Here is a 25,914-nt window from a genome sequence, read left to right as displayed (position 1 = left end):
TATAATCCAAGTATGAACTTGTCATAAAGGGGGAAGGAAACATGGAAACGAGGCAACAATGGGGAACGAGAGCTGGATTTATTTTCGCAGCGGTCGGATCTGCCGTTGGATTAGGAAACATATGGCGTTTTCCTTATACAGCGTATGAAAATGGAGGAGGAGCATTCTTTTTACCGTACTTATTTGCATTATTAACGACTGGTATTTCATTGTTAGCGTTTGAATTTGCCCTTGGTCATCGTCATCGTGGTTCAGCACCACTTACATTTTTCCGTATTAGCCCGCGTGCCGAATTTATTGGATGGTGGCAAATGTGCGTAACATTTATCGTTTCAACATATTATGCAGTGATTATTGCTTGGTCTATATCGTATACATACTTTGCAATTACTGGAGCATGGGGAAAAGACACGCAATCATTTTTATTTAAAGAGTACTTACATGTTGCAGATAAGCCAGGACAATTTGGAGGACTTGTACCGGAAGTATTAATTCCGTTAGCTCTCGTTTGGATTATTGTGCTTGGCGTTGCATTTAAAGGAGTTAAAAAAGGAATCGAAGTTGTTAACCGTATATTTATTCCTTTATTAGTTGTTATGTTCCTTATTATCGTCGTTCGTGCAGTGACGATGGAAGGTGCTATGCAAGGACTAGATGCATTCTTTAAACCAGATTGGAGTCGTATTTTTGATGGGAAAGTATGGCTTGCTGCTTATGGTCAAATATTCTTTAGTTTATCTTTAGCATTTGGAATTATGATTACGTATTCTAGTTATTTACCGAAAAACTCGGATACAACAAATAATGCCTTTATTACTGGATTTGCAAACTCAGGATTTGAATTATTAGCAGGTATTGGGGTCTTTGCAGCTCTTGGATTTATGGCGAATAATATGGGAGTACCGGTTGATAAAGTAGCAAGTGCTGGCGTTGGGCTTGCGTTCGTAGTATTTCCGCAAATTATTAATGAATTGCCGATGTCACCGTTGTTTGGTGTATTATTTTTCTTATCGTTAACGGTTGCTGGAATCACATCACTTATTTCACTCGCGGAAGTATGTTTTGCCGCTGTATCTGAAAAATTCAGTTTAAGTCGGGAAAAAACCATTGGAATTATGGGAACCCTTCTCGTGTTAGTTTCTCTTGTATTTGCAACACGTGGTGGGCTTATGTTCTTAGATGTTGTCGACTATTTCGCTAATAATTTCGGATTAATTACAATTGCACTTGCGGAAGTAGTGACGATAGGGCTCATTTTACGTCGTTTACCAGTTTATCAAAATCATGCAAACTTTGTATCTGATATTAAATTAGGAACGTTTTGGAGAGTGAGTTTACTCGTTATTACTCCGCTTATGTTAGGGTATATGCTAATTGATGGTACAATCCAAAATATTAAAAAGAATTATGGAGATTATCCGACTGAGTTTGTTGTAACGTATGGTTGGTCGATAGCAGCAGCCTTCCTTATTGTTGCGCTAATTATTAGTCTAAAGAAATGGAATGCACAAATACATTCGGATTCTGCCAAGCTTGAAAAAGAATGGAAAGATCGAGGTGTTTCATAATGAGTGGATCAGCAATTATGATGATGGTTATTGGAATAGTAGTCATTTGGGGAGGGCTTGCATTAAGTATTGCAAACTTATTTAAGAAAAAGGCATAAGTAAAAAACATCTGTACCGAAATGGTGCAGATGTTTTTTTATGAAAAAATTGTATTAGAAAAAAATTCAATAACCATACTACAACTACGAGGAAGAGTGAAGGGGTGAATGAAAGTTGGAACAAACGATTTATATTAAAATGCGCAATCGTTTAAAAGTTTCTCCTACTTATGAAGTAAAGCTGGGCGATGTTGCTCAACTTGCCGGAGATTCTTCCGTAGTTGAGTTGTTACAAAATGAGATAGTTTACAAAATAACAGCGCATGATAAGACGCATGTTGTAATTGATGTTATGAAAGTAATTGAGATTATTCAACAGAAAGCATCTCATGTACAAATTAATTTACTCGGTTCTGGACAAACTCTTGTTGAAATTATATACGAAAAAAAGAAGGCGCACCCAATTTTTTTCGGGCTTGTATGGCTGTTACTGTTCATTGGAGCCGCCCTTGCGATCATTTATTTCCATGAAGATGTAAGTATGCAACAAGTACATCAACGGTTATATTACATGATTACTGGAGAATTTAATGCGCAACCACTTTTATTTCAAATTCCTTATTCTTTAGGTCTTGGCTTAGGGATGGTTTTATTCTTTAATCATGTATTTCAAAAGCGAATTAATGAAGAGCCAAGTCCGCTAGAAGTTGAGATGTTTCAATACCAACAGTCACTTGATCAGTATGTAATCGTTAATGAAAACAAGGATAATATGAAACAACTTGCCGATGATTGAGTCTGGATTTGTTATTTTAATTGGTTTAGCTGGAGGGATTGCGGTAGGTAGCGGATATGTCGCATTTTTAGCTGTACTTGGTATAATCCCCCGTTTAGCCCAATTAACGAGAAGTGGAAAGCATATTCAATATTTTGAGTGGGCAGTCATTGCAGGTACTTTAACAGGGGCTTGGTGCAGTTTGAAAAACATTACATTTCAAACGTCGCAATATTGGCTCGTTATATTAGGGATATTTTGTGGCACGTTCATTGGAATGCTTGCAGCAGCATTAACAGAGGTGTTAAATGTTCTACCTATTTTAGCGAAACGAGTAGGGGTAGAGGGGAAGATTATTGTTTTACTCGTTGCTCTTGTACTTGGGAAAGTAATAGGATCGTTGTTTCACTGGATTTATTTCGTAAAGTAGGAGGCAGTATATAAATGACAAGTCAGAAATTGAAGGATGATTACATAAATAAAGTGAAGGAGTATCATCCAAAGCCAAACTATTTACTAAATTGTATTAAAGCATTTCTTGTAGGTGGACTCATTTGCACAGTTGGAGAAGTATTGATGAAATTTTATATACATTATTTTCACTTCAGTGAACAAGAGGCGGGAAACCCAACTGTTGCAACCCTTGTTTTATTATCCGCGATTTTAACAGGGTGTGGTGTATATGATAAAATTGGTCAATTTGCTGGAGCAGGATCAGCGGTACCGGTAACAGGATTTGCAAATTCTATGGCGAGCGCTGCCTTAGAACATAAGAGCGAAGGGGTTGTTCTAGGGATTGCTACAAATATGTTTAAACTGGCAGGAAGTGTGATTGTATTTGGGGTTGTTGGTGCATATATCATTGGGTTAATAAGGTATACCTTTAAAATTTTTATGTCTTAAAGGAGGGGCTAGTATGAGGTTGACCGGAAAACAAACGTGGGTATTTCAAAATGATATATATGTAAATGCAACGGGCACTGCTGTCGGTCCGAAAGAAGCTGAGGGCCCTCTTGGAAAAAAATTTGATATTTCATATGATGACTTGCATTGTGGAGAGGAAAATTGGGAGCTCGCCGAACGAAGATTAATGTCAGACTCAATTCAACAAGCAGTGCAAAAAGGGAATATAAAAACATCGCAAATTGATTTCTTTTTAGCGGGAGATTTATTAAATCAAACAGTGACAGCAAATTATGTTGCGCGTAAGTGGGGCATTCCTTTTTTAGGAATGTTTAGCGCTTGTGCGACGTCTATGGAGACTTTAGCAGTTGGCTCAGCTTTTATAGACGGTGGATTTGCAAATCGTGTCTTAGCTACAGTAAGCAGTCATAATGCAACGGCTGAAAGACAATTTCGCTATCCAACAGAGTACGGTGGGCAAAAACCAGGGACAGCAAATTCAACTGTGACTGGTGCAGGATCTATATTAATTAGCAATGAAAAAAGTGCAATTAAAATTACGTCAGCTACAATCGGAAAAGTGCAAGATTTAGGAATTACAAATCCTTTGGATATGGGGGCAGCGATGGCTCCAGCAGCAGCTCATACAATTCAACAACATTTTGAAGATTTAAGAAGAAGTGCCGATGATTATGATTTGATTGTTACGGGTGATTTATCAGCTGTTGGGACGCCGATTGCGAAACAACTTTTACTTGAGGAAGGTTATGATCTTGGGCATATATACAATGATTGTGGATTGATGATTTATGAATCAAGTCAAGAAGAAGTGTTTGCAGGTGGTAGTGGTTGCGCTTGTTCAGCAGTTGTTACGTATGGCCATTTATTACACGAGATGCAAAAAGGGAATTTACAACGAATTTTTGTCGTTGCGACTGGTGCATTATTAAACCCGATGATGATGCAACAGAAGGAAACGATTCCAACAATTGCACATGGTGTCGTATTTGAGAGAGTTAAAGGAGAGTGAATTGTGGATTTTATATATGCATTTCTTGTAGGTGGAGCTATTTGTTTAATTGGGCAACTATTGTTAGATTTCGTAAAGTTAACACCAGCTCATTTAATGGCAACTTTTGTAGTCATCGGAGCAATTTTAGATGGATTTGGATTGTACGATAAACTAATAAAGTTTGCAGGTGCTGGAGCGACAGTCCCTATTACAAGTTTTGGACATTCACTATTGCACGGAGCAATGCATGCAGCAGAAAAACATGGATATTTAGGAATTGGTATTGGCATGTTTAGTTTAACGTCTGCGGGCATTTCCGCAGCGATATTGTTTTCATTTTTTATAGCACTTATATGTAAACCGAAAGGATAAATCAAATGAGACGAAGGGTTGTTTTGGTCACAGATGGAGATGAATATGCAAAGCGGACAATTGAGCTTTTAACGAAGGAATTTGGGGGAAGGTGTATTTCAGCATCACAAAGTAATCCAACCAAATTGACAGGGAAAAAAGTTGTTGAGCTTATTATGCAAACGCCATATGACCCTGTATTTGTCATGTTTGATGACAGTGGATTTATTGGAGAAGGGTCTGGTGAAAAGGCATTAAAATATGTGGCTACCCATAAACAAATTGATGTGCTCGGTATTTTAGCAGTAGCGTCTAATACGCATCATTGGGAATGGGCACGTGTAGATGTAAGTGTAGATCGGAACGGGAATTTAACCGAATATGGTGTTGATAAATTTGGACTTCCAGATGGTGAAATTGGCAGGATTAGTGGAGATACAATATATTGTTTAGACGATTTAAATGTTCCTGTCATTGTTGGAGTTGGTGATATTGGTAAAATGTGCGGAAATGATGAATGGGAGAGAGGGTCACCTATTACAAAGAAAGCAATTCAATTAATTTTAGAAAGGAGTGGGTTTTATGACGAAGCCTAAAAAAGTGGATATCCCTATATCAACTTTCATAAGTGACAATGAAAATTATTTAAAACAGACAGTTGGACTAGGCGTTACATACGATGTCGGCATTCGTAAATTTCAAATTTTGAATAAAGAAATTGGTGTGCTATTTGTAAACGGACTTTGTGATACAAATTATATTATCCCTATTTTAGAAGAAGCGGTGGATACAAATGAGATAAGGGATGTAGAAGAAGATACAGTGAAGCTTTTAGAGAATCGCTTAATCCATCAACAAGTAAGTAAAGTGAAAACGATGGATGAGGTAATGCTCCAAGTATTATCAGGACTCATCGTGATATTTGTGGAAGGTGAAACGGAAGCGTTCGCGATCGATGTTCGTAGTTATCCAGGGCGAACACCGACAGAACCAGATACCGAAAAGGTAGTACGAGGTGCGAGGGATGGATTTGTTGAAAATATCGTTGTAAATACAGCGTTAATTCGTAGGAGAATTCGAGATCCACGTCTTCGAAATGAAATGGTTCGAGTAGGAGATAGATCGCAAACGGATATTTGTATTACATACGTTCAAGATGTTGCAAATCCAGATTTAGTAAAGATTATAAAACAAGAATTAAATAACATCGATGTAGATGGAATTACGATGGCGGATAAAACAGTAGAAGAATTTGTTGTAAAGCAAAGCTATAACCCATTCCCACTTATTCGATATACAGAAAGGCCAGATGTAGCAGCAAATCATCTACTAGAAGGACATGTGTTAGTACTCGTTGACACATCGCCAAGTGCTATGATTACACCGACAACATATTTTCATCATTTACAGCACGCGGAAGAGTTTAGACAAAATCCAGCTGTCGGTACATTTTTACGCTGGGTGCGCTTTTTAGGTGTTATATTCTCGTTATTTTTATTACCATTTTGGTTAGTGTTTGTATTTGATCCAACTCTTTTGCCAGCAAATCTTGCTTTTATTGGACCGACTAAGATGACGCATTTACCAATTTTATTACAGGTGTTAATGGCAGAGGTCGGACTTGAGTTTTTAAGGATGGCAGCCATTCATACTCCAACGCCGTTATCGTCTGCAGCAGGGTTGATTTCCGCTATATTAATTGGTCAAATTGCAATTGATGTAGGTTTGTTTGTGCCAGAAGTAATTTTGTATGTAGCAGTTTCGATGGTTGGTGCATATGCAACACCGAGTTATGAATTAGGATTAGGGAATAAGGTTGGGAAATTGTTTGTTATTATTTTAACAGGTCTCTTCCATGAGATGGGATTTGTAATTGGTATGACGATATTAATTTTATTTTTAACGTCTATAAAAAGTTTACAAACACCTTATTTATGGCCGTTTTTACCATTTGATTGGGGCGCGTTAACAAAAATTTTACTCCGTCCAACGATGTCTAGTTTAAAAGTACGACCAAGTATTGTAAGACCTCAAAATGTAAAAAGACAAAAATAAACGGGATTATACACCCGTTTATTTTTTTTAGCAAAAATTTATTATTTTTTAACAAAAATCAAACATTTTTTGTGTACACTTAGAGTAGATATTGTGTATGGAAGGGGAAGAGGACATGATTAAATTATTTGTAAGTGATTTAGATGACACGCTCGTTTACGATGTGAATCATATGCAAAAAGAAGATGAACGTGCGCTGTGTTGGTTAGCTGAGAAAGGGACAAATATTTGTTTTGCCTCTGGCCGCTTTACACACAGAATTGATGAAGTTGTAAAAAGGTTTGCATTCCCATATTACACAACTGGCTTAAATGGAGCGACAATGTTACTTCCGGATGGAAATTTATTTCATGAATCGAGTTTTGAAAATGTGGTTGCCCAGGAAATATATCGATATATACATAAAAAAGGACTAGCGGATATTGTTTGTGCAAATGAGCAGCGATATACAAAAAGGAAGAATGAACATCACCATAATTTTGAAGCGTATATGGGCGTGCATATCGCTGAAATTGAAGCGTTAGAAGAAGAGTTTGGTAAGACTGTACACCCTGCAAAATTGTTTGTTTTTGGAGAAGAAGAGAAAATTGTGACGTTAGATCAAGAGCTACGAGATACGTTTCAAGGCGAAGCGGAAGTTTTTATATCAGGTAAACGCTATGTTGATATTATGCCAAGAGGCGTGAGTAAGGGGAGTGCTCTAAAGCGACTAATGGATCATTTGCAAATTGAAGCAAATGAAGTTGCTTGTATTGGAGATTCTTTCAATGATATTTCTATGTTTGAAGTAACCCCGCATTCATTTACTCTTCATCATGCCCATCCGTATGTAAAGGAGAAAGCAAATCATATAGTGCGTTCGGTTGAAGAGGCTGTTATGAAATTACCGTTACTTGTATAAAAAAGAAGCCCGTCATTGGCGGGCTTCTTTTTTACTTGAATAAAGATTTAACAAAATCAATGATACTTGAGAAGAAATCTTTCACTTTATCTAGAAAACTTTGCCCTTCTTCAGATCCTAAAAAGGCAGAAACATGTTCTTTTGCTTTGTTTAATTGACTACCAACTTGATTCCAATCGATATTAAGATTCTTCATTTTATCAAATAACGATACTAAGTTATCTAACTGTTCATCTGTTAATGTAATGCCGAGTTGATCAGCAATTTTTTTAATTAATGAACGTAAATCTTCTGTTGTTTTTGGCTGTTCTTTTGCAATTTCTTCTTTAATTTTTGCAACAAGTTGAACTGCTTTTTCTTCACCAATTTTATCACCAAGCTGGGCTGTTTGTACCATTTCTTCATTCGCTACTTTTTTAACTTCTTCAGGAATTTGTTTATTGGATGCAGTTTCGTATGCTTTCATTAATCCAGTTAAAGCTGCAGTTCCTGAAACTTTAAAAGGTGCAGTAATTTGAATTTCTGCATCTTTTACACCTGCTGTAATCAAAGCGTTAGTGTACATTGCATCTGTTACCCAGTTAATGTTCTTTGATCGTACAATAAGACCAGATCCTGGTTTTGTGTATGTAATCATAGAAGAAGAAATTGCTCTCGTACCAATTTGTGCTTTTGGAACAATGCCTTCTAGAAATTTATGTTCTTCCGCATTAGATACAGTGATAATTGTAGCATCTTTTGGTGCTTTCATTTCTTTTAACAGATCTTGTTTTTGTTGTTCGGATAAGTTCTCTCCTAATGTAACAATTGATTCTCCCTCGATGATGTCTGCAAATGAAGCTGTTGGCATCATAAATACCGTTACAGCTAATAGCAGAGCTAATAATTTCGTTTTCACGAAAAATCGCTCCCTTTCTCTTTCTAAAATTTTCGGGCAACAAAGTTATTATAGTATATATTTCTTATTTGTCACCTAGCTTTTTCCACATTTCAAAAAAGAAGTATCTAGATTGTCGGATTCTTTTTGTTTCTAGTCATGAATGTGGTAATATAGTGCTGAGATAATTGAAAGGAGACATATACGTATGAAAACTTTAGGATACATATTAATGGAAAACGGTGAAAAAATCGACTTGGAATTTTTCCCAGAAGAAGCACCGAAAACAGTAGAAAACTTTAAAAAATTAGCAGAGCAAGGATTTTATGACGGTGTGACATTCCACCGTGTTATTCCTGGCTTCGTAAGCCAAGGTGGAGACCCAACAGGTACAGGTGCAGGTGGCCCAGGTTACTCTATTCCATGTGAAACTGATGGAAACCCTCATAGACACCTTGTAGGATCACTTTCTATGGCTCACGCTGGCCGTAACACAGGCGGTAGCCAATTCTTTATCGTTCATGAGCCACAGCCGCATTTAGATGGTGTTCATACTGTATTTGGTAAAGCAACAAGCGGTATTGAAACAGTATTAAAAATGCGTCAAGGCGATGTAATGAAAGAAGTTAAAGTTTGGGAAGAATAAGGTAAGGAAAAAGAGAGCTTTTGCTCTCTTTTTTATTTTTAATGAGATTGAGTACTTCTTCTACAGCTCATCATACAAGTAGTATTGTTGCTAAAATATATTGCTTGTGAGAACAAACCTTTAACCAATTACATAGAATACATTACATTATATGTTTTAATAAATATTTTTTGTTATATTAATTTTGCTAGAATTGTGTTGCTTTAGGGTAACTATGAATGAAGTGCTGTTGAATGATATGTTTCTTTCCATTCCATATAAAATTTTCTTTTTTTAACTCTATTTATTAAAGGAATAGTGCTGAAACATAGATTTGACTTTCTTCTTTTCGCTTTGTATGATTATCAAGTTGTTTTAGACTCTTCTCACTCTGTTGAAAATATTGTAAAATGAATGTGATATGAAAAGAGTGATTGAGGGGATTATTAGTTTGTAACTTTTGTAAGAAGGGATAAGGGTTATGTTAATTCGTTTTAAAAAAAGTTATGAAAAAATTGCAATGGGGCTTCTTTCGTTTATGCCAACTGAAAAAGATGTGAAAACATTACAATTGACAATGAAAGAATATGAAGCAAAAGATGATTGGCAATTGTATTTGTGGAAAGAAAATGAAGATTTTGTTGGAATAATGGGGATTGTAAAAAAAGAGAATCAAGTATTAGAAATTCAGCATTTGAGTGTGAACCCGTCTCACCGTCATGTGGGGATTGGGACGAAGATGGTTCAAGAGTTAAAGAGTAAATTTCTTGAGTTTACAATTTGCGGAAATGAGCAAACGGCAAGTTTTTGCGAAAAATGTAAAGGGCTAGAACAAAATATACATTCGTGAAAGCAGAGATAAGTAGTTTATTATCTCTGCTTTCTTTTTTGTAATTGTTCGTTTCGTTCAGTAATGACCTCTGTGCGATCACGCAAAGTGTGCTTGTTTATAATATATTCACCTGGGATAGCATTCAAGTCTTTCCAAGAGAGGTTTTGTTTTTGACATAACTCTATGCACTGCTTCTCTAACGATGGATCTGATAAGGGTAAAAATAAAGGTACAAAACGTTCTTTTTTATGGATAGATTGCAATCTGTCATTGAGCAAGGAAAGAAGTTGTACTTGATTAATTCCTAAACGTTGTAAAGGCACACCGCTTTTTTCTAAAATTGTGATTGCGCTTTTCATCATTTTTGTGGAACCATTCCAATTAGCACGTCTTTGGTGGTATAAAGAAACTGCAATTTGAATGAGACCAACTAAGTAATGATCACGATTACCTCTTGGTTTTGTTTTCCAATACTCTTCTAGTATTTCGTGGCATTCAAAATAGTCATAATCTCCATGGAAATGAATTAAAAATTGTATGTATTCGGTAGGATACATGTTTTCTCGCTCCTATCTAACGGTTATACATATAAGTGTATCATAGAAATATGAACAATAAACGACTAGGAGGTTTCCCCCTAGCCGTTATTGTTCATATTAGCAGAAGCAAGCTGCTCCTACAATAATTAGCAAAATAAACAGTACAACAAGTAATGCGAACCCACCGCTAAAACCACAATCAACGTGACCCATAGTTTTTTGACCTCCTACATTGTTCTTACTACACTGTTATCATATGAAGTGGTGGGCATGATGACATAGGCATCGGTCTATTTTTAATTAAATTTCTTAAAAAGGTTGGATAGAACATGAGTATGCTCTATACTTATGTTGTTATAGAAAAAATGTGGTGGGATGCTTTGTGCAATATAATTTTAAAGTAGAGGCTTTTGAAGGGCCGTTAGATCTATTGTTACATTTAATACATCGTTATGAAATTGATATATATAATATTCCTGTAGCAGATATTACAGAGCAATATTTATCTTATGTGCATACGATGAAAGAACTTCAATTAGATGTTGCAAGTGAGTATTTAGTAATGGCTGCAACGTTATTACAAATTAAAAGTAAGATGTTGTTGCCGAAACATGAAGAAGATGTACTTGATAACGGTGATGATTTTATAGATGATCCTCGTCAAGAATTGATGGAGAGGTTAATTGAATATAAGAAATATAAGCAAGTTGCTACTGAGTTAAAAGAAAGAGAACAAGAAAGAGCACAGCTATATACACGTCCACCAATTGACTTTACATCGTTGCAACAAGAAGAGGAGACAAGTTTACCTCTTGATGTTACGTTATATGATATGCTAGCAGCATTTCAAAAATTAATGCGCCGTAAAAAGGCAAAAAAACCTGTAACAACACGTATTACTCGTCAAGAAATACCAATTGAACAGCGAATGACTGATATTTTAAAGCAGTTAAAAATAAAGGGTGGTCGCCAAAGTTTTTATGATTTGTTTGTTGATGATGAACGTGAAATAATGGTTGTAACATTTTTAGCAGTTCTGGAACTTATGAAAAATCAACAAATCATAATTGAGCAAGAACATAATTTTGATGAAATTTTCGTATCAAGCTCTAATAAATCTGCATAGAGCAAGTATGTGAAAATGGGATAGAAACATTTTATCTCATGCTATGTTTTTATGTATCGTTTGGAACAAGAGAAAAAATATTGAACCGAACGCATTAATTGTGATTCGGTTTTTTTGATGTGTATTTTTATGAGAAAATAGAAGGAAGGAGCTCGTGAAATGGATAGGAAAGAACAAAAGTCAATTATTGAAGGCCTTTTATTTGTTTCTGGTGATGAAGGGATTTATCCAGAACAAATAGCGAAAGTTCTTGAAATTGAAATGAATGAAGTAATAAATATTTTAGAAGAAATGCAACAAGAATGTGAAGGTGCAAACCGTGGTTTGCAAATTGTACAGTATGCAAAAGTATATCGTTTTGCTACAAAGAAAGAACATGCTTCATATTATCAAAAATTAATAGATACACCAACAGCTGCTTCACTCTCACAAGCTGCCCTCGAAACTTTAGCGATTGTTGCATATCGCCAACCAATCACAAGGACTGAAATGGAAGAGATTAGAGGAGTTAAAACTGATAAGGCGTTACAAACGTTGGTTTCACATTTACTTATAAAAGAAATGGGAAGAGCAGAAGGACCAGGGCGTCCTATTTTATACGGAACAACAAAAGAATTTTTGGACACATTTGGATTGAAAACATTAGATGATTTACCACTGCTTTCTGAAGAGAATGAACAAATGAATGAAGCAGATTTATTCTTCGGTTCCTTACAAGAGATATCGAAATAAAAGCTTAGCATTTTGCTAAGCTTTTTTTGTATATCAATTATTTACAGTGCCATACTAAATGAAAAAAGGAGACGAGTTATGAGAGGTATGCGGATTATTTTATTATTAGTTTCTGTTTTATTATGTTTTTCTTTAAATAGCGCATCAGCTAAAAGGTATATGATGTCCATTCATACTACGTCTCCTTTACATATGCATCGGCAACATCTTAGTAAAATGAAAGTGAGCTTTTTAAAAGTGGGGCAAGGTGACGCAACACTTATTATAATGCCAAATGGACAAACCATGTTAATTGATGGAGGACCTTATGAAGCAGGAGAGGTTATTATTCAGAAATTAATTGAGAAAGGGATTAATCATTTAGATGTAATTGTCAGTACGCATCCCGATATGGATCACATAGGGGGGTTAATTCCAATTGTAGAGCAAATGCCGGTATCGCTTATATTAGATAGCGGAAAAACATATAGTTCTCTTACTTATCATACGTATCGGAATAATATTAAAAAAAGAGGGATACCTTTCGTTTCAGTAAAGGAAGGACAATATATACCGCTGGATCCACATGTTTCTATACAAGTATTAAACAACGGGAAATCAAAAGATGAAAATAATGAATCCTCAATTGTTTTAAAGGTGCGATATGGAAAAGCGGATTTTTTATTAATGGGTGACGCGGATGTACGGACAGAACATGAAATATTAAAACAATTTGATGTCCATGCAGATGTGTTAAAAGTGGGGCATCACGGCTCATATACTTCAACAAGTGAAACGTTTATAAAAAAAGTGGAACCGCAGTTTGCTATTTTGTCGTACGGGAGTAGTAATCCGTATGGACATCCTCACCAAAGTGTAGTGAAACGCTTAAAAAGGCACGGTATAATGGTATATAGAACGAATAAACGTACAGTAGAAATGGAAACAGATGGTGAACATATTATGTTAGAATCTAGCGGGTTAATGCCATTATTGAAGTGATTTCTAGATTAGGGGGCGATACTGTCCCTTTTTGGAAAAATGAATAATATATATTATAATTATAAGAGACGTAAGAAATTTCCTTTTCTGTTGAATAAAAAGGAAATTTCATTAGAATGTATAGACAACTACTCGTGCGTATATTAAGATGGAACTAGGCGAATAAGGTAATAATAACAAGTAGGTAATTCATGGGAAAGGATCGATGAAAATGAAAACGCAAATTGTCATCAATGCCAAAATTTACACAGGTCAAGAAATAGTGGAAAACGGATTTATTCGTTACGCAGAAACCATTAAAGAAATTGGTTTGATGGCTCAATATGTACCACAAGAAAATGAAACTGTTTTTGATGCTACAGGGAAGATTGTAATTCCAGGTATGATCGATGTTCATATTCATGGTGGATACGATATTGATGCGATGGATGCAAATAGCGATGGGTTAGTAACTCTAGGTAAAGAAATGTTAAAAGAAGGGGTTACAACTTACTTCCCAACAACAATGACACAAGCTCCAGAGGCAATTGAAGCAGCGTTAACTGCTGCAAAAGAAGCAAAAGAAAAAGGAGCGCATTTCGAATATATTCACTTAGAAGGACCTTATGTTTCAAAGAAACGTGCAGGTGCACAACCACTTGAACATATCGTTCCTGCAAATATTGAGCAATTTAAACAATGGCAAGAAGCAAGTGGGAATTTAATTAAATTAGTAACATATGCACCAGAAGAAGAGGGAGCGTTAGAGTTTGAACAATATCTTGCTGAAACTGGTGTAGTTGGCACAATGGGGCATACAGATGCAATTGATGCGCAACTAAAAAATAGAAAGATTACACATGCGACACATTTATACAATCAAATGCGTGGATTACATCACCGTGAACCAGGAGTTGTTGGTCATGTGTTATTAAATCCAGATGTAATGGTTGAAGTAATTACAGATGGCATTCATATTCACCCTGATATGGTGAAATTAGCATATAAGTTAAAAGGACCAAAAAAAGTAAGTGTTATCACTGACGCAATGCGTGCAAAGGGTCTTGAAGATGGATTATATGAGCTTGGCGGACAGCCAGTACATGTAAAAGATGGTAGTGCTCGATTAGAAGATGGAACGTTAGCTGGTAGTATTTTAAAAATGGATCAAGCTTTCCGAAATGTAATTGAATTTACAGGTTGTTCAATCGAAGATGCAGTACTGATGACATCAGTTAACCAAGCAGAAGAGTTTGGATTAAATAATAAAGGTGCATTAGCGGTAGGAAAAGATGCAGACTTTGTTGTGATGAATGAAGATTTACATGTATATGATACGGTTCGTTTAGGAATTCATATGAAGGAAGGGAAGTAATTAAATGAATATTCTTGTTGTAAAAACTCCAGAAGAACTAGCAGAAGCAGGTTATAAATTAATTGAAGAAGTTGTAAAAACAAAAGAAAATCCAACATTAGGAATGGCTACAGGAAGCTCTCCATTAGGTATTTATGCAGAAATGCGAAAAAATAAACTTGATACAAGCCGTGTAACCACTGTAAACTTAGATGAGTACGTAAATTTACCACATGAAGATAAAAACAGCTATCACTATTTCATGCAAGAACAGTTGTTTGATCATCTTCCATTTAAACAAACTTATGTACCAAACGGGATGGCAAGTGATTTAGAGGAAGAGTGCAAACGTTACGAGAGCATTCTAGCTGCTAACCCAGTTGACCTACAGATTCTTGGAATCGGTGAAAACGGTCACATCGGATTTAATGAGCCAGGAACACCGTTTAATTCTCCAACAAACATTGTTGAATTAACAGAATCTACACGCCAAGCAAACCTTCGCTTCTTCGAAAAAGAAGAAGATGTGCCAACTCATGCGATTACAATGGGAATTGGAAGCATTATGAAAGCGAAACAAGTTCTACTAGTTGCTATGGGTTCTAAAAAGGCAGAAGCTGTTAAAGAATTATTGCAAGGTGAATATAGTGAAGAGTGTCCGGCTACAGTTTTACAACGTCATCCGAATGTAACCGTAATCGCTGATCAAGAAGCTCTATCTTTATGCAGTGAGGCGATTGCTGATGAACATCGACAAGTATTCACCATTTCCGATCTATTATCAGATTCAAGAGTGGGTGAAACAGCTAATTGAGGACGGCGAATGGAAGCCGGGAGATAAAATCCCATCTGAGAATGAACTTTGTGATAAGTTCGAAGTGAGTCGAATGACAATCAGACAGGCGATTAATAATTTAGTGGAACAAGGCTATTTATATCGGAAGCGTGGAATTGGAACATTTGTCCAACTTCCGAAAGTGGAACAAAAATTGCAAGGAATGACGGGATTCACAGAAGACATGATTTCTCGTGGGATGAACCCAAGTAGTCAATTACTTAGTTTCCGCCTAGTTCCAGCTACTGCGAAAATAGCAGACCGGTTGAGAATACAGGAGGGGGAATCGGTTTATGAAGTGAGGCGTATTCGCTTAGCTGATGATGAACCGATTGCTTTTGAGACGACATATTTGTCGCCAGCTCTTGTAAAAGATATTAACGAAGAGATATTGCAACAATCTTTATATGAACATTTAGAGAAAAAACTGGGCTTTAAACTTGTTAGCGCTACTCAGTCAATTGAAGCTTCCGTTGCGACGGAAAATGAAGCTGAACATCTGCATATTCCTAAAAAGGCGCCTGTACTTGTAATGCGTCAATGGTCATATTCAGAAGGTGAGGTACCGCTAGAGTACGTGAAATGTATTTATCGTGGAGATCGTTATAAATTTATTACGAATATCGCACGTAACAAATAGTATATTTCAGTTTGTGAAGTACAGTGGAATTGAAAATGGTTAACATGTAAAGAAATAAAAATACGACTCATCCTTATAAGGAATGAGTCGTATTTTTATTATGAGCAATTACGTGGTTAACAGCATCTTTGACGTGATTTACTACATAGTGAGCGTGATTTTTTACTGCATCATCTGCTTGTGACATAGCAAAACTGTGAGGAGTTAAAGAAAACATAGGAATATCATTGTAAGAATCCCCTATACAAGCAATTTCCTCAGGTTTTATTTGAAACTCATTTAATAAAACAGAAATGGCAGAGCCTTTACTAACATTCGGTGGCATTACATCTAAACATTGTTCTGCTGAGATGAAAGTACTAACTTTCCCGTGGAATTTTTCATCAATTTTTTTCTGAAGGAGTTGTAAGTTCTCCTTTGTTCCACCGACAGAAATTTTATTTGGGAAAATTGTATCATCAATCTTCTGTAGTAAGTTTGGTTCTTCAACAGAAGTCATAGTTACTTGTTGTTCAAGTTCTTGAATAAAAGGTGTTTTCTCTTCAATGTAATAATTATGCTCATCACTTACATAACGGAAATAAGGATCTTCATTCGTCATAGCTAACAAATCGGGAAGTATGCTGGAATCAAAAGTTGCAGATAATAGTTGTTTATTTTCATGTGTATATACAAAAACACCATTTACACTAATGCGATGAAAATTTGTATTTACAGCTTTCATTAAGTCTGCAATTTCATTATCAAGTCTTCCGGAAGCGAAGCAAAGAATAACATTTTGTTCGGCAAGGCTGCGTAGTGCCGCAACATCTTGTTCATCAATAAGACCTCCGTGTTGCATCATTGTACCATCGATATCACTTACAAACATTTTAATCATGCTGTTATCTCCTTTCTATGTACAGTTGCTCTTACATTATACGCATCATATATAAACATGTCTAAAAAATGAATTTTTATTAAATGGCAGATGTTTTACATTGACGACAAAGAAGAATATTCTGTAACATGAAAGTAGGCTATTTAAGTACGAGGGTGGTGTTATATGAATAATTATCTAGAAATTAAAAAAGTTTTAAATAATAATGTCATCATTGCTAGCCATCCTGAACACGAGGAAGTAGTAGTGATTGGAAAAGGAATTGGATTTGGGAAAAAAGCGAAAGATGTATTGGAGCAAGAACAAATCGAAAAAATGTTTGTCTTAAAAAATGAACGTGATCGTGAACAATATAAATTATTAGTGCCGCATATTAGTGAAAAATTAATTGAATTGATGAACGATATTATGCTGTACATTCAAGAAAAAGCGAAATCTCCACTAAATGAACATATTCATATTGCGTTAACGGATCATATTTCATTTGCGATTAAAAGGTTAAAACAAGGACTTACAATTGATAACCCTTTTTTAGTTGAAACAAAAATGCTCTATCCAGAGGAATATGCAATTGCGGAAGGTGTTGTACAACTTTTAAATTCTCGTTTGCAAATTACATTGCCAGAAGGAGAAATTGGTTTTATTGCACTTCACATTTACAGTTCGCTTACAAATTCTGATTTATCTTCAGTTAATCAAAACTCCCGTCTCATTGCACAACTTGTATCTTTAATTGAGACAAACTTACAAATTACATTAGACCAAGAGAGCATTCATTATTTACGCCTTATTCGTCATCTTCAATATGCTATTGAGAGGGTGAAAAAAGGAGAAAAAGTAGAAGAATCGCAAAGTTTTGCTGATTTATTAAAGGCGGAGTATCCAGTTTGCTATAACTTGGCTTGGAAGCTAGTTAAGGTCATGCAAAAAGAGTTGCAACTACCTGTATATGAAGCTGAAAGTATTTATTTAACGATGCACTTGCAACGCTTAGTGAAGGCAGAGCATGTGTAAAAAGTCATATATTTTTGTCTAAAATGAAAACGTTAAAAAAAATGATTGAATCGCTTACAATAGTTATGTATAATAACTATTGCAAAGTTATACAAATTTCGACAAACACATTAAGGTGAGTAACGAAAACGTTTGCCTTAATTATAGTGAACTTATACGTAAACCTATTTTTGACACGTGTTACTGATTCGATCAGGCATGAGTGGAGAAAAGTAAGGAATGTAAGCTAGAGAAAGGGATATACTACCCTTTGTATAGCTATCGTTCTATCTTTTTTTCCTCATGTCTTTTTGGCGTTTGTCGGAAGGTATCAATATAGATAAGAGAGGAAGGGTTTCCATGTTTAAGAAGATCTTTGGTGTTCTTCAAAAAGTCGGAAAAGCGTTAATGCTTCCAGTAGCGATTTTACCGGCGGCAGGTATTTTACTTGGATTTGGTAATGCATTTCAAAATCCACAGTTAACAAATGTTATTCCTGCTTTAAAAGCAGATTGGTTCGTAATGGTTGCAAAAATTATGGAACAATCTGGTGATATTATTTTCGCTAACCTTGCATTATTATTCGCAGTTGGGGTAGCAATTGGTTTAGCTGGTGGAGACGGAGTAGCTGGTTTAGCAGCATTCGTCGGCTACTTAATTATGAACAAAACGATGAGTGTGTTCTTAGAAGTAGATAAGCTAGTGAAAGTAACAAGTTCTGGAGCAGACCCAGTAAAAATTGGATTTGCAGATCCAGCGTATGCAAACGTATTAGGTATTCCAACGCTACAAACAGGAGTATTTGGTGGTATTATCGTCGGTATAGTAGCGGCATATTGCTATAATAAATACTTCAACATTGAATTACCATCATACTTAGGTTTCTTTGCAGGTAAGCGCTTCGTACCGATCGCAACTGCAACATTCTCTTTAATAGTAGGTATTATCATGTGCTTCATTTGGCCATACATTCAAGGTGGCTTAAACACGTTCTCACATCAAATGATTGATGCAAATAGAACAATCGCAGCATTTATATTCGGTTTAATTGAACGTTCATTAATTCCATTTGGATTACATCACATTTTCTATTCACCGTTCTGGTTCGAATTCGGTCAGTATACAAATGCAGCTGGCGAATTAATCCGTGGTGACCAAAAAATCTTTATGGCACAGTTAAAAGACGGTGTAGAATTAACAGCAGGTACATTTACAACTGGTAAGTATCCGTTCATGATGTTTGGTCTTCCAGCAGCAGCTTTAGCAATGTACCATGAAGCACGTCCAGAAAATAAAAAATTAGCAGCAGGTATTTTAGGTTCTGCAGCATTAACATCTTTCTTAACAGGTATTACAGAGCCACTTGAATTTTCATTCTTATTCGTAGCGCCAGTATTATTCGGAATTCACGCTGTATTTGCTGGTCTATCATTTATGACAATGCAAATTTTAGGTGTTAAAATTGGTATGACATTCTCTGGTGGTTTAATTGACTTCCTATTATTCGGTGTATTACCAGGCCGTACAGCATGGTGGTGGGTAATTATTGTTGGTCTTGTACTAGCAGTTATTTACTACTTCGGATTCCGCTTTGCAATTCGCAAATGGAATCTAAAAACACCTGGTCGTGAAGTGGCAAATGCAAATGACGGCGCAGGAAAAGCAGAAGCAGGCGAACTTCCTCGTGAAGTATTAGTAGCACTTGGTGGTAAAGAAAACATTGCTTCTTTAGATGCTTGTATTACTCGTTTACGTGTTCAAGTTAACGAACAAAAGAATGTAAACAAAGACCGCTTAAAAGAACTTGGAGCAGCTGGTGTACTTGAAGTTGGAAATAACATTCAAGCTATTTTCGGGCCGAAATCTGACACATTAAAATCACAAATTCATGATATTATGTCAGGTCGTACACCTCATGTTGAAAAAGAAGAACCTGTAAAAGTGGAAGAAACTCCTCAAAAAGTTGATGAAAATGAAACAATTGTATCACCAATCGAAGGAAAAATCTTACCAATTACAGAAGTACCTGACCAAGTATTCTCAGGAAAAATGATGGGAGACGGATTTGCAATTGAACCAACTGAAGGAACAGTAGTCTCTCCAGTGAACGGTGAGATTGTCAATGTATTCCCTACAAAACATGCGATTGGCATTCAATCTGAAGGCGGAAAAGAAATTTTAATCCACTTCGGTATTGATACTGTAAAATTAAATGGTGAAGGTTTTGAAGCGCTTGTGGCACAAGGCGACAAGGTGAAACAAGGCCAACCATTATTAAAAGTAGATCTTGCATTTGTAAAAGAAAATGCACCATCTATCATTACACCAATTGTCTTTACAAACTTACAACAAGGGCAACAAGTCGAATTGAAAAAAGATGGAAATGTTAAGAAGGGCGAAACCGCTATTATTGACATTCAGTAGGAATTTGACGCAAAATGTTTATAATTATAATAGGCGATGTGGTTGACCGAACATCGCCTATTATATACAATAGATGGTGTAGTACTCACGTCTATACAACTAAAAAATACTGTAATTTAAAGGAGATAAATTATCATGGAAAAAATCTTTAAAGTAACTAGCGACTCAGGAATTCATGCTCGTCCAGCAACTCTACTTGTAAACACTGCAAGCAAATTCGGTTCTGACATTAACTTAGAGTATAACGGAAAGAACGTTAACTTAAAATCAATCATGGGCGTTATGTCTTTAGGCATTCAACAAAACGCAGAAATTAAAATCACTGCAAATGGTGATGATGCAGCTCAAGCACTAGCAGCTATCGAAGAAACTATGAAAAACGAAGGATTAGGAGAATAATGACTCTTAACATTCAAGGGATCGCTGCATCAAGTGGGATTGCTATTGCAAAGGCTTTCAGACTTGAAAATCCTGAATTTAACATCGAAAAGAAATCAATTACAAACGAAGCTGCAGAAATTGCACGCTTAGACGCTGCGCTTGAGAAAGCAAAAACTGAATTAGAAGCTATTAAGGACCACGCATTTGCTGAACTAGGTGCTGACAAAGCTGCGATCTTTGAAGCACATTTATTAGTGTTAAATGATCCAGAACTAGTAAACCCAGTAAAAGATAAAGTAAATAGCGAAAAAGTAAATGCTGAATTTGCAATGGATGAAGTTGCATCAATGTTTATTTCTATGTTTGAAAACATGGATAACGAATATATGAAAGAACGTGCTGCGGACATTCGTGACGTAACAAAACGCGTTCTTGCACATTTACTAGGAATTAACTTCTCAAATCCTGGTACAATTTCTGAAGAGGTAATCATCATTGCTGAAGATTTAACACCATCTGATACAGCACAGTTAAACCGTAAGTATGCAAAAGGTTTCACTACTGATATCGGTGGACGTACATCTCACTCTGCAATTATGGCTCGTTCTATGGAAATTCCAGCTGTTGTTGGTACGAAAGTTGTTATGGAGAAAATCCAAAACGGCGATATCGTTATCATTGACGGTTTAGATGGAGAAGTAATTGTAAATCCATCAGAAGAAACTCTTCGTTCGTTTGAAGAAAAGAAAGCGAAATTTGAAGAGCAAAAAGCTGAATGGGCTAAATTAAAAGACCAAGCTACTGTAACAAGTGACGGACATCACGTTGAGCTTGTTGCAAATATCGGAACACCAAATGATGTACAAGGTATTATCGATAATGGCGGAGAAGGCGTTGGCTTATACCGTACAGAATTCTTATACATGGGCCGTGACAATCTTCCAACAGAAGAAGAGCAGTTCGAAGCGTATAAAGCAGTTCTTGAAGGTGTAAAAGAAGGTCAACCAGTCGTTGTTCGTACACTTGACATCGGTGGAGATAAAGAGCTTCCATACTTACATTTACCAAAAGAAATGAACCCATTCTTAGGATACCGTGCAATTCGCTTATGTCTTGATGAGCAAGATGTGTTCCGTACACAACTTCGTGCATTACTTCGTGCTAGCGTATACGGTAACTTAAAAATTATGTTCCCAATGATTGCAACTCTTGATGAGTTCCGTCAAGCGAAAGCGATTTTATTAGAAGAGAAAGCGAAACTTGTAGAAGCGGGTACAACTGTTTCTGATTCTATTGAAGTTGGTATGATGGTTGAAATCCCAGCTTCAGCAGTATTAGCAGATCAATTCGCGAAAGAAGTTGACTTCTTCTCTATCGGAACAAATGATTTAATCCAATACACAATGGCTGCAGACCGTATGAACGAACAAGTATCTTACTTATACCAACCATATAACCCATCTATTTTACGTCTTGTAAAAATGGTTATCGATGCTGCTCATAAAGAAGGCAAATGGGCTGGTATGTGTGGTGAGATGGCGGGCGATTCACTTGCTATCCCATTATTATTAGGATTAGGTTTAGATGAGTTCAGTATGAGTGCAACATCTATTCTTCCTGCAAGAACACAGCTAAGCAAGTTGTCAAAAGCAGAAATGGAAACATTAGCAGAAAAAGCATTAATGATGTCAACTGCTGAAGAAGTTGTTGAACTAGTTAAAAGCATATAATCAATAAAAAAACCTGAGCCGATTTGAAATCGGTCTCAGGTTTTTTCTATGAGAAAAGTAAATCTTATTTGCTTACTATCGAGGATAAGAGACAGAATTAGATAGCGATTGCAACGATATCAGTTGGGCATACACGTAAAATACCAGTAAAAGTATTTCGATTTTGATTGTGTTTATCGTCTTTATTGTTATCTTTGTCATCTTTGTTATTACGAGCTAAAGCAGAGAAAAGAGCAACACCGTTAGCGAAACCTTCAAAAATTACATTGTTGAAAGTGCCATTACCTCTAATGCTTAAAAGAGAAAGCTCTGTTCCAACTGAAATGCTAGCAAGTACGTTACATACAGCTGGTTGTTGTGGTCTAACTACTTCTCTCTCTTTCTCTTTCTCATGATGTCTGCACTCTCTTTCATGATGATGACAGTCTCTAAAGTTATCACAGCATCCAAATGATCCAAACATAATCCTCATCACCCCCTTCACACTTATAATCTATGTAAGTTCGGTAGTTAGTGACTGGACAGAGAGTGGAATTTTTTCTAGGGGATTTTCTCATTTTAAATGACTAGCTGGGTGTTTAGTATGGAATGATGTTTAAAATAGGGGGAATATAACAAAAAAATGTAAAAACCACCGAAATAAATGAAATGGGTAGCCTTTACACTTTTTTACTTTTATATAAAACGATGATATATACAGGAAGAGCTAGGAGTAGTGGCACAATGGATCGTGCAGTATGTTTTTCTGATTCTAATTGGAATGCTTCTTCTTTTGGAAATTGTAAAATGGAGATGTTTGCGGCATCACCAATAAAATATAGAAGCAGTACAGTTACTATGTAACATAAAAGTGCGATAAAGCTTCCGTATGAACTCAATGAAAATCCCTCTCTTGTTATCTATTTGTTATCATTGTATCACAATTGTAACAAAAATACACGGGTATATTTCAACGCCTTAACAAAATTCGACACGAAACGTCACGTTTATTTATGAGGAGGGAATAGAATATACTTTTCTATAAGTATAAATGTCGAATGATTTGTAGTAATATTACAAAAGTATGACAGGAAATAAAAAACGAAGGCAACGTAGTTACCTTCGTTTTTTATTATTTTGCCCACTCACTCACTTGCTCTACGCTCATGCGAGGTGCAGGGTGGCCTTTTAAAGTTGATTCACCAATTGTAATAAGCATAATTGGAACGTAACGAGATGAAACGTTAAATTCGTCTGTCAGTGCTTGTGGATTGAAGCCACCAATAGCACAAGTATCCCAACCAGTTGCTTTAGCTGCAAGCATAAGTTGCATTGCTGCTAAAGATGCATTTGAAAAGGCAGCATCTCTTGGGAATTGTTCACGAGCATATGCAGATTCAATATTTTTAGCTAAGCGTTCTTTTGCTTCTTCTTTCATAAATCCTTGTTCTACAATTGGACCATATACCGGCTCAACATTTTTATAAGCTTCTAAATCGCCTAAAATAGCGACTACTGCAGAAGCATCAAGAATTTGTTGTTGGTTATAAGCTATTGGGTGTAATCGTTTTTGTACATCTTCACCTTGAAAAACAAGGAATTTCCAGTGTTGTAAGTTCCAAGCGGAAGGTGCTTGTGCTGCGGCTTTTAAAATCTCATGTAATTCTGTAGATGAGATTTCTTTATTTGGGTTGAATGCACGTGTAGATGTGCGTTCATATAGAACATCAAAAAAGTTGTCGTTTGTCATTGTATATCCTCCAAATTGTATATCGAATTATTTTCAAAAAAATAATATACACTACTTACATTTTGTAAGTTATCGAATTTAAGAATATAATATCTTTATTTTAATTGTCAAGTTTTAAAAATTAGCTAGGGCATTCATACAAACGATACAATTCCTACAATCATACACTAAAAAAGGAATTTATAGAGTGAAAAGCGAAGATAACATTCTCAATTAGCTTGTTAATATGTGTCTCTCACAAATTAAAGTTTATTGGAGACCAGTCTTTTAAAAAAATTTGTGAGGAATTCAGTAGAACAAGATATATGAAGTGAGTGAAGACTAGTGATGAACATACTACATTTTTTATTAGAGAATACGGTTTTCCAAAATGTGTTACAAGATCTGCAGTTAAATGTCCTTTATATAGAAAATGGATGTAAGCATCAACAAACGGTAGAAAATATCCATCCAAAATGTATGTTTATAGCAAATAGTTTTGAAGAGGGCGAACTATTATTTCAAAGAACGAAACCACACATTATCATTACGTATGTAACAGATTATTCTCAAATAAAATATATAAAGAATATGTATACTCCGCACAGTACATTCATTGTCATTTGGGATCAACAAATAACAAAAGAATTCACAGATGTACTTGCATTAGGAATACGTAATATTGTAATAGCTCCTGTAACTCCGCAAGCAGTGTTAGAGGAAGTGAATAAGAGTTTGTATCAACTTTCTTTAGTAAGGCAAGTTAGTTTGCAGCAGGAATTGCTTCAAACGATGTTTGATTTTCAAAATGATCTATTATTTATAGTAGAAGATGATGAAATAGTTGATTGTAATACAAATTTTTTAGCTTTTTTCGGATATGAAAATTTGTTTGCCTATCGTGAGCAACATTTAGTATTTGCTGAACATTTTATTAGAGAAAATGGATACTACTCGACGACGCATGATATAACATGGCTAGACGATACTTTATCTAGTGGTAGAAGAATTAAGATGTTAAATTATGAAGGGGCAGTATCTACTTTTCTATTACGTGCGACACCATTGCCAGAAGATTTATCAAGATTTATTGTAAAGTGCACGGAAATTACAGAATTAGATGAAACCTATCAAGAACAAGAAAGACTTGCTATGATAGATTCATTGACAGAGATTTATAATCGTTTAAAGTTTCAACAAATACTAGAGGTAGAATGGGAAAAGGTAATACGTAGTGATGAGAAAATAGCAATCATTTTATTTGATATAGATAATTTTAAAACAGTTAATGACACATATGGTCATGATTTTGGCGATTTAGCATTAATACAACTTGCAGAGCTTATGAAATCTAAAGTGGAGCAGCAACATGTATTTGCAAGATGGGGAGGAGAAGAATTCATTATATTAGTGACAAATACAGTAGAAAAGGAAGCATTTCAAGTTGCGGAGTCATTACGATTCTTCATTGAAACAAAGCAATTTACTGGAATTTCGAAGTTAACAGCTAGCTTTGGAGTTGCGTTATATGAACAAGGAACTACAAGAGAAGAATTAATGCAACGAGCGGACATTGCATTATATGAAGCGAAAAAAAATGGAAAGAATCAAGTATGTGTGTATAGAAAAGAAAAAATGTAATTTTTCGCAACAAATTGTTGCGATTTTTTTTTAT

General features: G+C 35.7%; 30 protein-coding genes. 23 read left to right on the top strand and 7 right to left on the bottom strand.

Annotation, left to right across the window (positions count from 1 at the left end; translation table 11 throughout):
• The first annotated feature begins 41 nt into the window (after positions 1-41).
• The 10 genes from EBQ15_RS00910 (at position 42) to EBQ15_RS00865 (ending at position 7,603) form a co-directional block, all read left to right on the top strand.
• Positions 42-1,568, top strand: a complete 1,527-nt coding sequence (locus tag EBQ15_RS00910; RefSeq protein WP_000450089.1) for a sodium-dependent transporter — start codon at positions 42-44, stop codon at positions 1,566-1,568.
• The gene (locus tag EBQ15_RS00905; protein ID WP_000016826.1) at positions 1,568-1,666 is read left to right on the top strand and encodes a methionine/alanine import family NSS transporter small subunit; all 99 of its coding nucleotides are present in this window, start codon (positions 1,568-1,570) and stop codon (positions 1,664-1,666) included. The genes EBQ15_RS00910 and EBQ15_RS00905 overlap by 1 nt, the downstream gene beginning before the upstream one ends.
• Before the next feature lie 115 nt (positions 1,667-1,781).
• Positions 1,782-2,402 carry a stage V sporulation protein AA gene (locus tag EBQ15_RS00900; protein ID WP_000438367.1) on the top strand — a complete coding sequence of 207 codons (621 nt, stop codon included), beginning with the start codon at positions 1,782-1,784 and terminating at the stop codon, positions 2,400-2,402.
• Entirely contained in the window at positions 2,395-2,811 is a 417-nt protein-coding gene (spoVAB, locus tag EBQ15_RS00895) for a stage V sporulation protein SpoVAB (RefSeq protein ID WP_000572936.1), read from the top strand. The genes EBQ15_RS00900 and spoVAB overlap by 8 nt, the downstream gene beginning before the upstream one ends.
• A 14-nt stretch (positions 2,812-2,825) precedes the next feature.
• A complete protein-coding gene (gene spoVAC / locus EBQ15_RS00890; protein ID WP_000203810.1) occupies positions 2,826-3,284 on the top strand; it encodes a stage V sporulation protein AC in 459 nt (152 codons plus the stop codon).
• Positions 3,285-3,297: 13 nt separating this feature from the next.
• A complete protein-coding gene (spoVAD, locus tag EBQ15_RS00885; RefSeq protein WP_001241161.1) occupies positions 3,298-4,314 on the top strand; it encodes a stage V sporulation protein AD in 1,017 nt (338 codons plus the stop codon).
• Between the two features lie 3 nt (positions 4,315-4,317).
• On the top strand, positions 4,318-4,668 hold the full coding sequence (gene spoVAE / locus EBQ15_RS00880) for a stage V sporulation protein AE (protein WP_000345904.1): 351 nt from the start codon (positions 4,318-4,320) through the stop codon (positions 4,666-4,668).
• A 5-nt stretch (positions 4,669-4,673) separates the two neighbouring features.
• Positions 4,674-5,243, top strand: a complete 570-nt coding sequence (gene spoVAEA, locus EBQ15_RS00875) for a stage V sporulation protein SpoVABEA (protein ID WP_001254415.1) — start codon at positions 4,674-4,676, stop codon at positions 5,241-5,243.
• Positions 5,230-6,702: a spore germination protein SpoVAF gene (gene spoVAF, locus EBQ15_RS00870; RefSeq protein ID WP_000165596.1), complete on the top strand. Its 1,473-nt coding sequence runs from the start codon at positions 5,230-5,232 to the stop codon at positions 6,700-6,702. Before spoVAEA ends, spoVAF begins: the two co-directional genes overlap by 14 nt.
• A 97-nt stretch (positions 6,703-6,799) precedes the next feature.
• Entirely contained in the window at positions 6,800-7,603 is an 804-nt protein-coding gene (locus tag EBQ15_RS00865; RefSeq protein WP_002000777.1) for a Cof-type HAD-IIB family hydrolase, read from the top strand.
• 31 nt (positions 7,604-7,634) lie between these two features.
• Here the strand turns inward: EBQ15_RS00865 and EBQ15_RS00860 are convergent, their stop codons facing one another.
• Positions 7,635-8,501, bottom strand: coding sequence for a DUF1002 domain-containing protein (locus EBQ15_RS00860; protein WP_000850515.1), 867 nt, complete (start codon positions 8,499-8,501; stop codon positions 7,635-7,637).
• 187 nt (positions 8,502-8,688) lie between these two features.
• Here EBQ15_RS00860 and EBQ15_RS00855 point away from each other — a divergent pair, with 187 nt between their 5' ends.
• Positions 8,689-9,126, top strand: coding sequence for a peptidylprolyl isomerase (locus EBQ15_RS00855; protein WP_000853782.1), 438 nt, complete (start codon positions 8,689-8,691; stop codon positions 9,124-9,126).
• Between the two features lie 460 nt (positions 9,127-9,586).
• Positions 9,587-9,955, top strand: coding sequence for a GNAT family N-acetyltransferase RibT (gene ribT, locus EBQ15_RS00850; protein WP_000908401.1), 369 nt, complete (start codon positions 9,587-9,589; stop codon positions 9,953-9,955).
• Positions 9,956-9,975: 20 nt separating this feature from the next.
• Here ribT and EBQ15_RS00845 read toward each other — a convergent pair whose 3' ends face one another.
• Together EBQ15_RS00845 and EBQ15_RS00840 are read right to left on the bottom strand one after the other, a co-directional pair.
• Positions 9,976-10,494 (bottom strand): DUF309 domain-containing protein, encoded by a 519-nt coding sequence (locus EBQ15_RS00845; protein ID WP_000283589.1) that lies wholly within the window; start codon positions 10,492-10,494, stop codon positions 9,976-9,978.
• 99 nt (positions 10,495-10,593) lie between these two features.
• Positions 10,594-10,689: a YjcZ family sporulation protein gene (locus EBQ15_RS00840; protein WP_000510194.1), complete on the bottom strand. Its 96-nt coding sequence runs from the start codon at positions 10,687-10,689 to the stop codon at positions 10,594-10,596.
• 169 nt (positions 10,690-10,858) lie between these two features.
• On the opposite strand from EBQ15_RS00840, the gene scpA reads away from it, so the two are divergent.
• The 6 genes from scpA (at position 10,859) to phnF (ending at position 16,123) form a co-directional block, all read left to right on the top strand.
• On the top strand, positions 10,859-11,602 hold the full coding sequence (scpA, locus tag EBQ15_RS00835) for a segregation/condensation protein A (protein WP_001199753.1): 744 nt from the start codon (positions 10,859-10,861) through the stop codon (positions 11,600-11,602).
• Positions 11,603-11,761: 159 nt separating this feature from the next.
• Positions 11,762-12,334 (top strand): segregation/condensation protein ScpB, encoded by a 573-nt coding sequence (scpB, locus tag EBQ15_RS00825; RefSeq protein ID WP_000375170.1) that lies wholly within the window; start codon positions 11,762-11,764, stop codon positions 12,332-12,334.
• Positions 12,335-12,412: 78 nt separating this feature from the next.
• A complete protein-coding gene (locus EBQ15_RS00820; protein ID WP_001214829.1) occupies positions 12,413-13,315 on the top strand; it encodes a ComEC/Rec2 family competence protein in 903 nt (300 codons plus the stop codon).
• A 211-nt stretch (positions 13,316-13,526) separates the two neighbouring features.
• Positions 13,527-14,669, top strand: coding sequence for an N-acetylglucosamine-6-phosphate deacetylase (gene nagA / locus EBQ15_RS00815; RefSeq protein WP_001987227.1), 1,143 nt, complete (start codon positions 13,527-13,529; stop codon positions 14,667-14,669).
• A gap of 4 nt (positions 14,670-14,673) precedes the next feature.
• The gene (nagB, locus tag EBQ15_RS00810; RefSeq protein ID WP_001024210.1) at positions 14,674-15,462 is read left to right on the top strand and encodes a glucosamine-6-phosphate deaminase; all 789 of its coding nucleotides are present in this window, start codon (positions 14,674-14,676) and stop codon (positions 15,460-15,462) included.
• The gene (phnF, locus tag EBQ15_RS00805; RefSeq protein ID WP_021727649.1) at positions 15,392-16,123 is read left to right on the top strand and encodes a phosphonate metabolism transcriptional regulator PhnF; all 732 of its coding nucleotides are present in this window, start codon (positions 15,392-15,394) and stop codon (positions 16,121-16,123) included. Before nagB ends, phnF begins: the two co-directional genes overlap by 71 nt.
• Positions 16,124-16,196: 73 nt before the next feature.
• Here the strand turns inward: phnF and EBQ15_RS00800 are convergent, their stop codons facing one another.
• Positions 16,197-17,003: a Cof-type HAD-IIB family hydrolase gene (locus EBQ15_RS00800; protein WP_000594241.1), complete on the bottom strand. Its 807-nt coding sequence runs from the start codon at positions 17,001-17,003 to the stop codon at positions 16,197-16,199.
• Positions 17,004-17,168: 165 nt separating this feature from the next.
• Here EBQ15_RS00800 and glcT point away from each other — a divergent pair, with 165 nt between their 5' ends.
• The 4 genes from glcT to ptsP all read left to right on the top strand — a co-directional run bounded on the left by glcT (position 17,169) and on the right by ptsP (position 22,531).
• Complete coding sequence (gene glcT / locus EBQ15_RS00795) at positions 17,169-18,017, top strand: glucose PTS transporter transcription antiterminator GlcT (RefSeq protein WP_001067317.1); 849 nt, start codon at positions 17,169-17,171, stop codon at positions 18,015-18,017.
• A 339-nt stretch (positions 18,018-18,356) separates the two neighbouring features.
• Positions 18,357-20,420: a PTS glucose transporter subunit IIABC gene (gene ptsG / locus EBQ15_RS00790; RefSeq protein ID WP_000473174.1), complete on the top strand. Its 2,064-nt coding sequence runs from the start codon at positions 18,357-18,359 to the stop codon at positions 20,418-20,420.
• Between the two features lie 135 nt (positions 20,421-20,555).
• Positions 20,556-20,819, top strand: a complete 264-nt coding sequence (gene ptsH / locus EBQ15_RS00785) for a phosphocarrier protein HPr (RefSeq protein ID WP_000411080.1) — start codon at positions 20,556-20,558, stop codon at positions 20,817-20,819.
• On the top strand, positions 20,819-22,531 hold the full coding sequence (gene ptsP, locus EBQ15_RS00780; protein ID WP_000174207.1) for a phosphoenolpyruvate--protein phosphotransferase: 1,713 nt from the start codon (positions 20,819-20,821) through the stop codon (positions 22,529-22,531). The genes ptsH and ptsP overlap by 1 nt, the downstream gene beginning before the upstream one ends.
• A gap of 97 nt (positions 22,532-22,628) precedes the next feature.
• Here the strand turns inward: ptsP and EBQ15_RS00775 are convergent, their stop codons facing one another.
• The 3 genes from EBQ15_RS00775 to EBQ15_RS00765 form a co-directional block, all read right to left on the bottom strand.
• Positions 22,629-22,994 (bottom strand): DUF3915 domain-containing protein, encoded by a 366-nt coding sequence (locus EBQ15_RS00775; RefSeq protein WP_000468016.1) that lies wholly within the window; start codon positions 22,992-22,994, stop codon positions 22,629-22,631.
• A 196-nt stretch (positions 22,995-23,190) separates the two neighbouring features.
• A complete protein-coding gene (locus EBQ15_RS00770) occupies positions 23,191-23,409 on the bottom strand; it encodes a hypothetical protein (protein WP_000100485.1) in 219 nt (72 codons plus the stop codon).
• A 233-nt stretch (positions 23,410-23,642) separates the two neighbouring features.
• The gene (locus EBQ15_RS00765; protein WP_000180372.1) at positions 23,643-24,260 is read right to left on the bottom strand and encodes a nitroreductase family protein; all 618 of its coding nucleotides are present in this window, start codon (positions 24,258-24,260) and stop codon (positions 23,643-23,645) included.
• A 327-nt stretch (positions 24,261-24,587) separates the two neighbouring features.
• Between EBQ15_RS00765 and EBQ15_RS00760 the strand changes: the two genes are divergently transcribed.
• The gene (locus EBQ15_RS00760) at positions 24,588-25,880 is read left to right on the top strand and encodes a GGDEF domain-containing protein (RefSeq protein ID WP_001023191.1); all 1,293 of its coding nucleotides are present in this window, start codon (positions 24,588-24,590) and stop codon (positions 25,878-25,880) included.
• Positions 25,881-25,914 lie beyond the last annotated feature (34 nt).

It is taken from the genome of Bacillus sp. 2D03, assembly GCF_003946765.1.
Classification (GTDB): domain Bacteria; phylum Bacillota; class Bacilli; order Bacillales; family Bacillaceae_G; genus Bacillus_A; species Bacillus_A cereus.
Note: the sequence above shows the minus strand (reverse complement) of the source record. Positions and strands in the feature narration are given on the sequence as shown.

What these genes read in the sequence shown, in the direction of transcription:
- EBQ15_RS00855 (WP_000853782.1), top strand. Translation starts at nt 8,689, where the DNA reads ATGAAAACTTTAGGATACATATTAATGGAAAACGGTGAAAAAATCGAC.
- spoVAC (WP_000203810.1), top strand. Translation starts at nt 2,826, where the DNA reads ATGACAAGTCAGAAATTGAAGGATGATTACATAAATAAAGTGAAGGAG.
- EBQ15_RS00800 (WP_000594241.1), bottom strand. Translation starts at nt 17,003, where the DNA reads ATGATTAAAATGTTTGTAAGTGATATCGATGGTACAATGATGCAACAC.
- spoVAF (WP_000165596.1), top strand. Translation starts at nt 5,230, where the DNA reads ATGACGAAGCCTAAAAAAGTGGATATCCCTATATCAACTTTCATAAGT.
- ptsP (WP_000174207.1), top strand. Translation starts at nt 20,819, where the DNA reads ATGACTCTTAACATTCAAGGGATCGCTGCATCAAGTGGGATTGCTATT.
- ptsH (WP_000411080.1), top strand. Translation starts at nt 20,556, where the DNA reads ATGGAAAAAATCTTTAAAGTAACTAGCGACTCAGGAATTCATGCTCGT.
- EBQ15_RS00910 (WP_000450089.1), top strand. Translation starts at nt 42, where the DNA reads ATGGAAACGAGGCAACAATGGGGAACGAGAGCTGGATTTATTTTCGCA.
- glcT (WP_001067317.1), top strand. Translation starts at nt 17,169, where the DNA reads ATGAATAATTATCTAGAAATTAAAAAAGTTTTAAATAATAATGTCATC.
- EBQ15_RS00840 (WP_000510194.1), bottom strand. Translation starts at nt 10,689, where the DNA reads ATGGGTCACGTTGATTGTGGTTTTAGCGGTGGGTTCGCATTACTTGTT.
- EBQ15_RS00905 (WP_000016826.1), top strand. Translation starts at nt 1,568, where the DNA reads ATGAGTGGATCAGCAATTATGATGATGGTTATTGGAATAGTAGTCATT.
- EBQ15_RS00765 (WP_000180372.1), bottom strand. Translation starts at nt 24,260, where the DNA reads ATGACAAACGACAACTTTTTTGATGTTCTATATGAACGCACATCTACA.
- EBQ15_RS00820 (WP_001214829.1), top strand. Translation starts at nt 12,413, where the DNA reads ATGAGAGGTATGCGGATTATTTTATTATTAGTTTCTGTTTTATTATGT.
- scpB (WP_000375170.1), top strand. Translation starts at nt 11,762, where the DNA reads ATGGATAGGAAAGAACAAAAGTCAATTATTGAAGGCCTTTTATTTGTT.
- EBQ15_RS00865 (WP_002000777.1), top strand. Translation starts at nt 6,800, where the DNA reads ATGGAAGGGGAAGAGGACATGATTAAATTATTTGTAAGTGATTTAGAT.
- EBQ15_RS00775 (WP_000468016.1), bottom strand. Translation starts at nt 22,994, where the DNA reads ATGTTTGGATCATTTGGATGCTGTGATAACTTTAGAGACTGTCATCAT.
- EBQ15_RS00845 (WP_000283589.1), bottom strand. Translation starts at nt 10,494, where the DNA reads ATGTATCCTACCGAATACATACAATTTTTAATTCATTTCCATGGAGAT.
- ribT (WP_000908401.1), top strand. Translation starts at nt 9,587, where the DNA reads ATGTTAATTCGTTTTAAAAAAAGTTATGAAAAAATTGCAATGGGGCTT.
- EBQ15_RS00760 (WP_001023191.1), top strand. Translation starts at nt 24,588, where the DNA reads ATGAACATACTACATTTTTTATTAGAGAATACGGTTTTCCAAAATGTG.
- spoVAEA (WP_001254415.1), top strand. Translation starts at nt 4,674, where the DNA reads ATGAGACGAAGGGTTGTTTTGGTCACAGATGGAGATGAATATGCAAAG.
- spoVAD (WP_001241161.1), top strand. Translation starts at nt 3,298, where the DNA reads ATGAGGTTGACCGGAAAACAAACGTGGGTATTTCAAAATGATATATAT.
- phnF (WP_021727649.1), top strand. Translation starts at nt 15,392, where the DNA reads ATGAACATCGACAAGTATTCACCATTTCCGATCTATTATCAGATTCAA.
- nagA (WP_001987227.1), top strand. Translation starts at nt 13,527, where the DNA reads ATGAAAACGCAAATTGTCATCAATGCCAAAATTTACACAGGTCAAGAA.
- spoVAB (WP_000572936.1), top strand. Translation starts at nt 2,395, where the DNA reads ATGATTGAGTCTGGATTTGTTATTTTAATTGGTTTAGCTGGAGGGATT.
- ptsG (WP_000473174.1), top strand. Translation starts at nt 18,357, where the DNA reads ATGTTTAAGAAGATCTTTGGTGTTCTTCAAAAAGTCGGAAAAGCGTTA.
- nagB (WP_001024210.1), top strand. Translation starts at nt 14,674, where the DNA reads ATGAATATTCTTGTTGTAAAAACTCCAGAAGAACTAGCAGAAGCAGGT.